This is a genomic window from Trebonia sp. (assembly GCF_049794275.1).
GTDB lineage: Bacteria > Actinomycetota > Actinomycetes > Streptosporangiales > Streptosporangiaceae > Trebonia.
Genome location: NZ_JBARCR010000381.1, coordinates 1 through 7,872, shown reverse-complemented (window position 1 = coordinate 7,872; position 7,872 = coordinate 1). Strand labels below are relative to the sequence as shown.

Below are 7,872 nucleotides of genomic sequence, written 5' to 3'. Positions count from 1 at the left end.
GCGAACCAGATCCACCAGTACCCGGACAGCAACGCGTGGGCGGCGAACGGGCCCGCAGTGAAGGGGGATGGGGCGCTGCTCGGCGGTGACCCGCACCTGCCGCAGACGGAACCGTCAGTGTGGTACGAGGTGGCCTTGTCCGCGCCGGGGTACCAGGTGTCCGGCGTCAGCGTGCCGGGCCTGCCGGGGATCCTGCTCGGGCACAACGCGAACATCGCGTGGTCGCTGACTGACACGCAGAACGCGGCCACCCGCTACTACGCCGAGCGCATCCGCGACGATTCTTACTACTGGCGCGGCGCGTGGCGGCCGATGACCGTGGTGCATTACACGATTCCGGTGCGCGGCGGGGCGACGGTGAACCTGGCCGTGGACATCACGGTGCACGGGCCGATCATGACGCAGGCCGGCCAGCGGATGGCCGTCGACTGGATGGGCAACGTGCCGTCGGACGACATCGCCGCGCTGTTCGGGATCAACGAGGCGACCGACTTCACGCAGTTCCGGGCCGCGCTGACCGGGTGGCGGGCGCCGACGCAGAACTTCGTCTACGCGGACAAGGCGGGCAACATCGGCGTGATCGCGCCCGGCTACTACCCGCAGGTCGCCGCCGGGTGCCGGCCGTGGCTGCCGATGCCGGGCACCGGCGCCTGCGACGTGACCGGGGTGATCCCGGTCCAGGCGGTGCCCCAGGTGTACGACCCGCCGTCGCACCTCATCGTGACCGCGAACCAGCGGCCGGTCACAGCGGCGTACCCGTATTACATCGGCACCAGCGCTGACTTCTATGACCCTGGGTACCGCGCCGCCTACGCCTACAAGTACCTGGCGTCGCACGAGCCGCTGTCGGTCGCGTCGGTCGCGGCGCTGCAGAACAATGTGACGGACTCGCTCGCGTCCCGGGTGCTGCCGTCGCTGCTGACCGCGCTGGGTGCCGCCTCGCTGTCTTCTTCGCAGCGTTCGGTGGTCTCCCTTCTTTCGTCCTGGAACTACGCCATGGACGCGGGGTCGGCCGCGGCGACCGTGTGGTGGACGTTCTGGAACGACTACCTGACCACGGTGTTCGAGCCCTGGTGGAAGGCGGGCAAGGTGCCCGTCGGCCGGGACGTCGACGGGCTGGCGGTGGGCCCTGGGCAGGCGCCGCTCAACGAGGACCTGGAGGCGTGGACGCTGAACGATGCGTCGAACGCGGCCTTCCGCGGGCCTTCGGGGCGCGGTCCCGGCAGCGCGCCGGCCGCGATGGTGGCGGCGTTCCGGCAGGCGGTAACGCACTTGTCCGCCAAGTTCGGCGGATCGCCGTCGACGTGGACGTGGGGCCGGGAGCACGCACGATCGTTCCCCTCGGTGGAGGACGCAGCGGGGCTCGGGTACGGGCCGCGCGCGGCCAGCGGCGACCCCTTCAGCGAGGACGCCGCCGACGGCGGCCTCACCGCGACGACAGGCCCGAGCTGGCGGATGATCGTGACGTTCGACGCCGGCGCCTTGTCCGCGGTCGGCGTCTATCCGGGCGGCCAGTCGGAGAACCCCGCGTCCCCGTGGTACACGAACCTCGTGCCGCTGTGGTGGGACGGGCAGTACCTGCCGCTGCCGGTGCCGGGCGCGCCGGCCGGCTCGATCGAGTGGAGCCTCAATGGCTGACCAGGGCGTCGTCAGCGCCGAGCCGCGCCCGGCCGCGCGCGGCGTGCCGGGGCCGCTTGGCTGGGCGGCGGCCTTCGTGGTGCTCACGGCCCTGGTCGCGGCGACGGCCGAAGCCGGTGCCTGGTTCGTGCCGTTTATCGTTGGCGTCGCCGCGGGCGTCGCGTCGCTGCGCTGGCGCCGGATGGTTGTGCTGGCGGTTTTTGCCGCGGTGGCGGGCTGGGCCATCCCGATGTGGCTGCTGGCGCTGCGCGACCTCCCGGCCGGTGCGACGGCCAGGGCCATCGCGAGCCTGGCCGGCCTCCCGCCGTACGCGGCAGTCACGATCGTGGCAACGCTGCTGCTCGCCGCGCTCCAGGCCCTAGCCGGCGCCTGGCTAACCCGCGCCCTCCTGCCCAGGCCCCGCCCATAAGCGGCTCTATGCGACTAGGCGGGCGAGCAGCGGACGGTCGTGGGCCGGGAGTTCACGCATGCCGTTTCTGACGGTGAGGGCTGCATTGACCAGAGCGCACGCATATGCAACCTGGGCGGCCTGGTAGTCGACTTCGCCGAGTTTCGCGGCGGCAAGCCACGTGGACACCTCTGCCCAGGAGTACAGGCTTGCGCGCTGTCGCCGCACCTTCGGGGCCGGGAACCCGCCAGGCCCGCGCGCTCCGCTGATCCAGTATCGGACCGCAGCGGGGGTGACCTTGGCGCGTTCGGCGATCTCGTCGGTGACGACCAGGTCTTCCGTGACACTCATGACGGTTATGCCTGCGGCAGTCACATCTTCGATCGCCGATATCACGGCCTGGATGGCGTCGTCGGCCTCGCGAACGAACATGACGACACCGCCCCGTTCATCGGCTTGGACGGTGGCGTCGATACCTCCCGCAGCCGTGAGGACATCGCCGAGCGCTTCGACGTGGTCGTCGGTCACGGGCCCGCTGACCTCGAGGTCAAACCAGTAGGTGTTCACGCTTCCCGTTCCTTCTCATGCGGGCATCTCCGCAGTGCCCTCCTGATCTTCGCCGCCTCATGCTCGGGCACCTTCGGCGTGCCGTAGACGGTCAGCGGCGGGCACCCTGTCTCCGCGCCCGGACAGTAGGCCCGTGCATAGGCGTGAGCCCGGCTGCCAGCGAGCTGGACCCGCCACCCGGCATGAGCAAGTTCCTGTAGGGCATCGAGGATCTCTTTCGCAGGCAAGTTTCCTCCAGTATAACACGTGTTGTGTTATAAACAACAGGTGCCTCGCGCTACTTCTACGCGCGTGGAGCGACCCTTGCCCGGTAGGACCCCAACTGCCGGGATGGCCTCACGCTACCTGCAAACGGCGACAAAGCATAACAAAGTGCAATGCGATGACAGCGGAACGTGTTTGCTGCTGACCCGCGACGAGCAGACGGTCAACCGGGCGGGGCCACTACACTACGCGCAGGACGAGAACTGGAGTGGAATCGTGCGCTGGTCAACCATGCACATCCCGACGCTGCGCGAGGACCCCGCGGAGGCGGGGGCGCCCAGCCACCGGCTGCTGCTGCGCGCCGGGTATATCCGCCAGCTGATGGCGGGGCACTACTCGCTGCTGCCGCTGGCGGTCCGGGTCCGGCTGAAGGTCATCGACATCATCCGCGACGAGATGAACCGCATCGGGGCGCAGGAGATCCTGATGCCGGTGATGCACCCGGCCGAGGTCTGGCAGCGCAGCGGCCGCTGGGAGCTGATGGGCGAGGCGATGTTCCGGCTCAAGGACCGGAGGGGCGCTGACCTCGCGCTCGGTATGACGCACGAGGAGATCGTGTCGACGCTGGCCACCGAGCTGAGCTCCTACCGGGAGCTGCCGCAGATGTGGTACCAGTTCCAGACCAAGCTGCGCGACGAGGCACGGCCCAAGGCCGGGCTGATGCGCACCCGCGAGTTCACCATGAAGGACTCCTACAGCTTCGACCTGGACGCCGCCGGGCTGGACAAGTCGTTCGACCTGCACCGCAAGGCCTACGCGCGCGCGTTCGAGCGGCTCGGCATTCCCGCGGTCCCGGCCGAGGCGTCGAACGGCACCATGGGCGGGTCGGACTCCATCGAGTTCGTCTGCCCGTCGGAGACCGGCGAGGACGACATCATCGTGTGCCCGACTGGCGACTACGCGGCGAACAGGGAAAAGGCGACGTCGGCGCTGCCCGCCGTGGACCCGGCGGTTGACGCCGTGGCGGCGCTGCCCGCTCCTGAGCGGTTCGGCACGCCAGGCGTGCGCACGATCGAGGATCTCGCGGCCGGCTACGACGCGCCCGCGGACCGGCAGATCAAGACCCTGGTGTACGTGCTCGACGGGAAGCTGACGCTGGTACTTGTGCGCGGCGACCACGCCCTGGAGGAGCAGAAGCTCGTCGACGCGACCGGCGCGGTCGCGATCCGCCCGGCGGCGGCCGACGAGATCTTCGAGGCGCTCGGCGCTCACCCAGGCTCGCTCGGCGCGGTCGGGGTCTCGGAATACCCGGTCATCGCCGACGTCGCGCTGCGGGGCCGCGCCGGCATGACCACCGGCGCCAACACCGACGACGTGCACCTGCGCGGCGTGGACGTGGCGCGGGACATCGCCGTCGGGCAGTGGGCCGACCTGCGCACCGCGCAGCCAGGGGAGGCGTGCATCCACGACGGTCAGCCGCTTGAGGTCATCAAGGCCATCGAGGTCGGGCACATCTTCAAGCTCGGCTACAAGTTCTCCAACGCGTTCGACCTGTCGGTGCTGGGGCCTGACGGCAAGCCGGTCAGGCCGATCATGGGCTCGTACGGCATCGGCGTGGAGCGCGCGATGGCCGCGATCGTCGAGGTGCACCACGACGCGAAGGGCATCGTCTGGCCCGCGGCGGTCGCGCCGTTCGAGGCCGTCGTGGTGGTCGCGCAGCAGGACGACCCCGCCGTCGCGGAGACAGGCGAGCAGGTCTACCGCTGGCTGCAGGACGCCGGCGTCGACGTGATCATCGACGACCGCCAGGTCCGGGCCGGCGTCAAGTTCAGCGACGCCGAGCTCGTCGGCATCCCGTTCCGGGTGACGATCGGCAAGCGCGGCCTGGCCGACAGCATCGCCGAGCTCACCGACCGCGCGACCGGCGAGACGGTCAGGGTCCCGCTCGACGAGATCGCCGAGCACGTCCGCAAGACGATCGCCCACGCGATCTCCGGCCGACCGTGATTTGTCCCTGTTTTCTGTCGTCAGGACGACAGAAAACAGGGACAAAGCCGAAAGCTACGCCTCCGCGCGGTCGCGGGCCTGGTTGCGGAGCGACCTGAGCACGTCGTCGCGGCCCTCGCCGAGCAGTCGGCGCAGCGCCGCCGGCGGCGAGCCGTCGGCCAGGTACGCGTCGGTGGCCGCGACCGTCTCGGTGTCCACGGCGCACACGTGGTAGCCGGTGATGACGAAGTCCTGCGCCATCGCCGAGCTCCACTCCCGCCACACGTCGCCGACGGCGGCGAAGTACGCGGGCCGGTATCGTCCGATCAAGGCCTCCTGGTCCGGCTGGACGAACCCGACCAGCGTGGCGCGGAACATCGCGATCGTCAGCTTCCCGCCGGTCAGCGTCTCCCACGTCTCCCGCTTCGCCTCGGCGGTCGGCACGGCCGCGCGGCAGGTGGCCGCGTGCCGCTCGCCGGCGTCGGTAGCGTCGGTGGACAGTTCCGCGTCGATCTCGGCCTCGCCGAGCACCCCGCGGCTGACCAGGCGGCGCAGCAGGGTCCAGCGCAGGTCGGTGTCCACGGCGAGGCCGTCAAGCACCACGGCGCCGGACAGCAGGCCGGACAGCAGCTCCAGGTCGGCAGCGGAGGTCGCCACCCCGGCGAACGAGCGGGCGTACGCGAGCTGGTGGTCCGAGCCCGGCGCCGCCGACAGCAGCAGCGTCCGCAGCGACGACGCCATCAGGGCGAGTCCGTCCGGGCGCCAGGCCTGGTCGGCGTACCGGCGGACCGCCAGCGCGGCCTGCCGCAGCAGCGTCTGCACCACGCTGATGTCCTGCACTGAGGCCGCGCCGCCGAGCACCAGCCGGACGTAGTCCCTGGTGGCCATCTCGCCGTCCCTGGTCATGTCCCAGGCCGCCGCCCAGCACAGCGCGGCGGGCAGCGAGGAGTCGAACTCGCCGATGGAGCTGACCAGCGTCTTCAGCGAGTGGTCGTCCAGCCGGATCTTCGCGTAGGTCAGGTCGTCGTCGTTGACGAGGACCAGGTCGGGCCGGTCCTGGCCGACCAGCTCGGGCACCGGCGTGCTGGGGCCGGAGATGTCGGTCTCGAAGTACGCCGTGCGGCGCAGCACACCGTCCGTCCGGGAGTAAAGGCCGATCCCGATGCGGTGCGAGCGCAGCACGGGATGGGTCTCGGCCGCCTCCTGGAGGACCGAGAACGACGTGAAACGCCCGGCCGCGTCGACGGTGTACGACGGCCGCAGCGTGTTGACGCCGGCCGTCTCCAGCCACTCGCGCGACCAGGCCGTCAGGTCGCGGCCTGAGACCGCCTCGAGCGCGGACAGCAGGTCGGCGAGCGTGGCGTTGCCCCACGAGTGGGCGGCGAAGTAGCGGCGCACGCCGGCCAGGAAGTTGTCCCGCCCGACGTACGCGACGAGCTGCTTCAGCACGGAGGCGCCCTTGGCGTAGGTGATCCCGTCGAAGTTGACCTCGACCGCGTGGATGTCCGGGATGTCGGCGGCGATCGGGTGCGTCGACGGCAGCTGGTCCTGCCGGTACGCCCACGCCTTGTACGCCGTGGCGAACGTGGTCCACGCGTGCCGCCACTTCGTGGCCTCCGCCTGCGCGGCGGTGCCCGCCCAGGTGGCGAACGACTCGTTCAGCCACAGGTCGTTCCACCACCGCATCGTCACCAGGTCGCCGAACCACATGTGGGCCATCTCGTGCAGGATCGTCTCGCCGCGCGACTCACGGGAGAAGTCGGTGACCCGCGACCTGAACACGTAGTCCTCGAGGAAGGTGACGGCGCCGGCGTTCTCCATCGCGCCTTCCTTGAACTCGGGCACGAAGAGCTGGTCGTACTTGCCGAACGGGTACTTGATGCCGAACGCGGCGTGGTAGAAGTCGAAGCCCTGCCTGGTGACCTCGAAGATCTCGTCAGGGTCCAGGTACCTGGCCAGCGACTGGCGGCAGAAGATGCCCAGCGGGACCCCGTCGTGCTCGTCGCGCACCACGTGCCAGGGGCCGGCCGACACGTGGGTGATGTACGTCGACATGACCGGCGTGGGCGGGAAGTGCCACAGCCGCGTGCCGCCGGTGGCCGGGCCGCCGCCCTCGCGGTCGGGTGCCATGTTGGACACCACCAGCCAGTCCTCGGGCGCGCGCACGGTGAGCTCGTACGCCGCCTTCATGTCGGGCTGGTCAAAGCACGCGTAGATGCGGTGCGCGTCGAACGTCTCCAGGTCGGAGTACATGTAGACGTTGCCGTCGGCCGGGTCGGCGAACCGGTGCAGCCCCTCGCCGCTGCGCGAGTAGGCGCACTCGGCGTCGACCACGAGCTCGTTGCCCGCCGCCAGCCCGGTGAGCGCGATCCGCTCGCCGTCGAACGCGTCGAGGCTCACCGGCGCGCCGTTCAGCGTGATCGCGTGGACTTTCGGTGCCACGAGGTTGATGAAGGTGCCGGCCCCCGGTCGCGCGCAGTCAAAAAGAACCTTCGATACAGAACGGAAGGTTGCTTCGCCCCCGGTCACGTCCAGCTCCACCTGGTAGGAGCCGACGCTGATCAGCTCAGAGCGCTGCCGTGCTTCGTCGCGCGTGAGGTTGTCTGCCACCAGGTGGTCCCTTCGTGATCGACTGGGTGATTATGAGATCTTCGCACGGCGTGCTGCAGATCCGCCCCTGGCCTCGCCTAGCGTGTTTCAGAGCATATTACACCGTGTGCCCATCCCGTCATCGGTTGTGACTGGACTTTACGGCGGCCCGCTCCCTGCGCCGCAGGGCTTCTGGCAGACTTCCGCTGTGCGGGTATATCTCGGATCTGACCACGCCGGCTTCGAGCTCAAGGAGCGCCTGATCGCCTGGCTGCGCGAGGCGGGGCATGAGCCTGTTGACTGCGGTCCCGAGACCTACGTGCCGGACGATGACTACCCCGTGTACGTGCTGCGCGCGGCGTACGCCGTCGCCGGCAACCCGGGCAGCCTGGGCATCGTCATCGGCGGATCTGGCAACGGCGAGCAGATCGCGTCGAACAAGATCCCCGGTATCCGGGCCGCGCTGGCCTGGACGACAGAGACCGCCCGGCTCGCCAGGC

6 protein-coding genes are annotated in these 7,872 nt (G+C 69.9%); 4 read left to right on the top strand and 2 right to left on the bottom strand.

Annotated elements, in window-relative coordinates; all coding sequences use genetic code 11:
- A partial coding sequence (locus tag WA805_RS10390; RefSeq protein ID WP_425242236.1) for a penicillin acylase family protein occupies positions 1-1,638 on the top strand: 1,638 nt, incomplete at its 5' end.
- The gene (locus WA805_RS10385; protein WP_425242235.1) at positions 1,631-2,047 is read left to right on the top strand and encodes a hypothetical protein; all 417 of its coding nucleotides are present in this window, start codon (positions 1,631-1,633) and stop codon (positions 2,045-2,047) included. The genes WA805_RS10390 and WA805_RS10385, both read left to right, overlap by 8 nt.
- A gap of 6 nt (positions 2,048-2,053) precedes the next feature.
- Here WA805_RS10385 and WA805_RS10380 read toward each other — a convergent pair whose 3' ends face one another.
- Positions 2,054-2,593, bottom strand: coding sequence for a hypothetical protein (locus WA805_RS10380; RefSeq protein WP_422279832.1), 540 nt, complete (start codon positions 2,591-2,593; stop codon positions 2,054-2,056).
- A gap of 480 nt (positions 2,594-3,073) precedes the next feature.
- Between WA805_RS10380 and WA805_RS10375 the strand changes: the two genes are divergently transcribed.
- Positions 3,074-4,804, top strand: coding sequence for a proline--tRNA ligase (locus tag WA805_RS10375; protein WP_425242234.1), 1,731 nt, complete (start codon positions 3,074-3,076; stop codon positions 4,802-4,804).
- A gap of 54 nt (positions 4,805-4,858) precedes the next feature.
- On the opposite strand, the gene pepN is transcribed toward WA805_RS10375, so the two are convergent.
- Positions 4,859-7,393 carry an aminopeptidase N gene (gene pepN / locus WA805_RS10370; RefSeq protein WP_425242233.1) on the bottom strand — a complete coding sequence of 845 codons (2,535 nt, stop codon included), beginning with the start codon at positions 7,391-7,393 and terminating at the stop codon, positions 4,859-4,861.
- A 187-nt stretch (positions 7,394-7,580) separates the two neighbouring features.
- Between pepN and WA805_RS10365 the strand changes: the two genes are divergently transcribed.
- A partial coding sequence (locus tag WA805_RS10365) for an RpiB/LacA/LacB family sugar-phosphate isomerase (RefSeq protein WP_425242232.1) occupies positions 7,581-7,872 on the top strand: 292 nt, incomplete at its 3' end.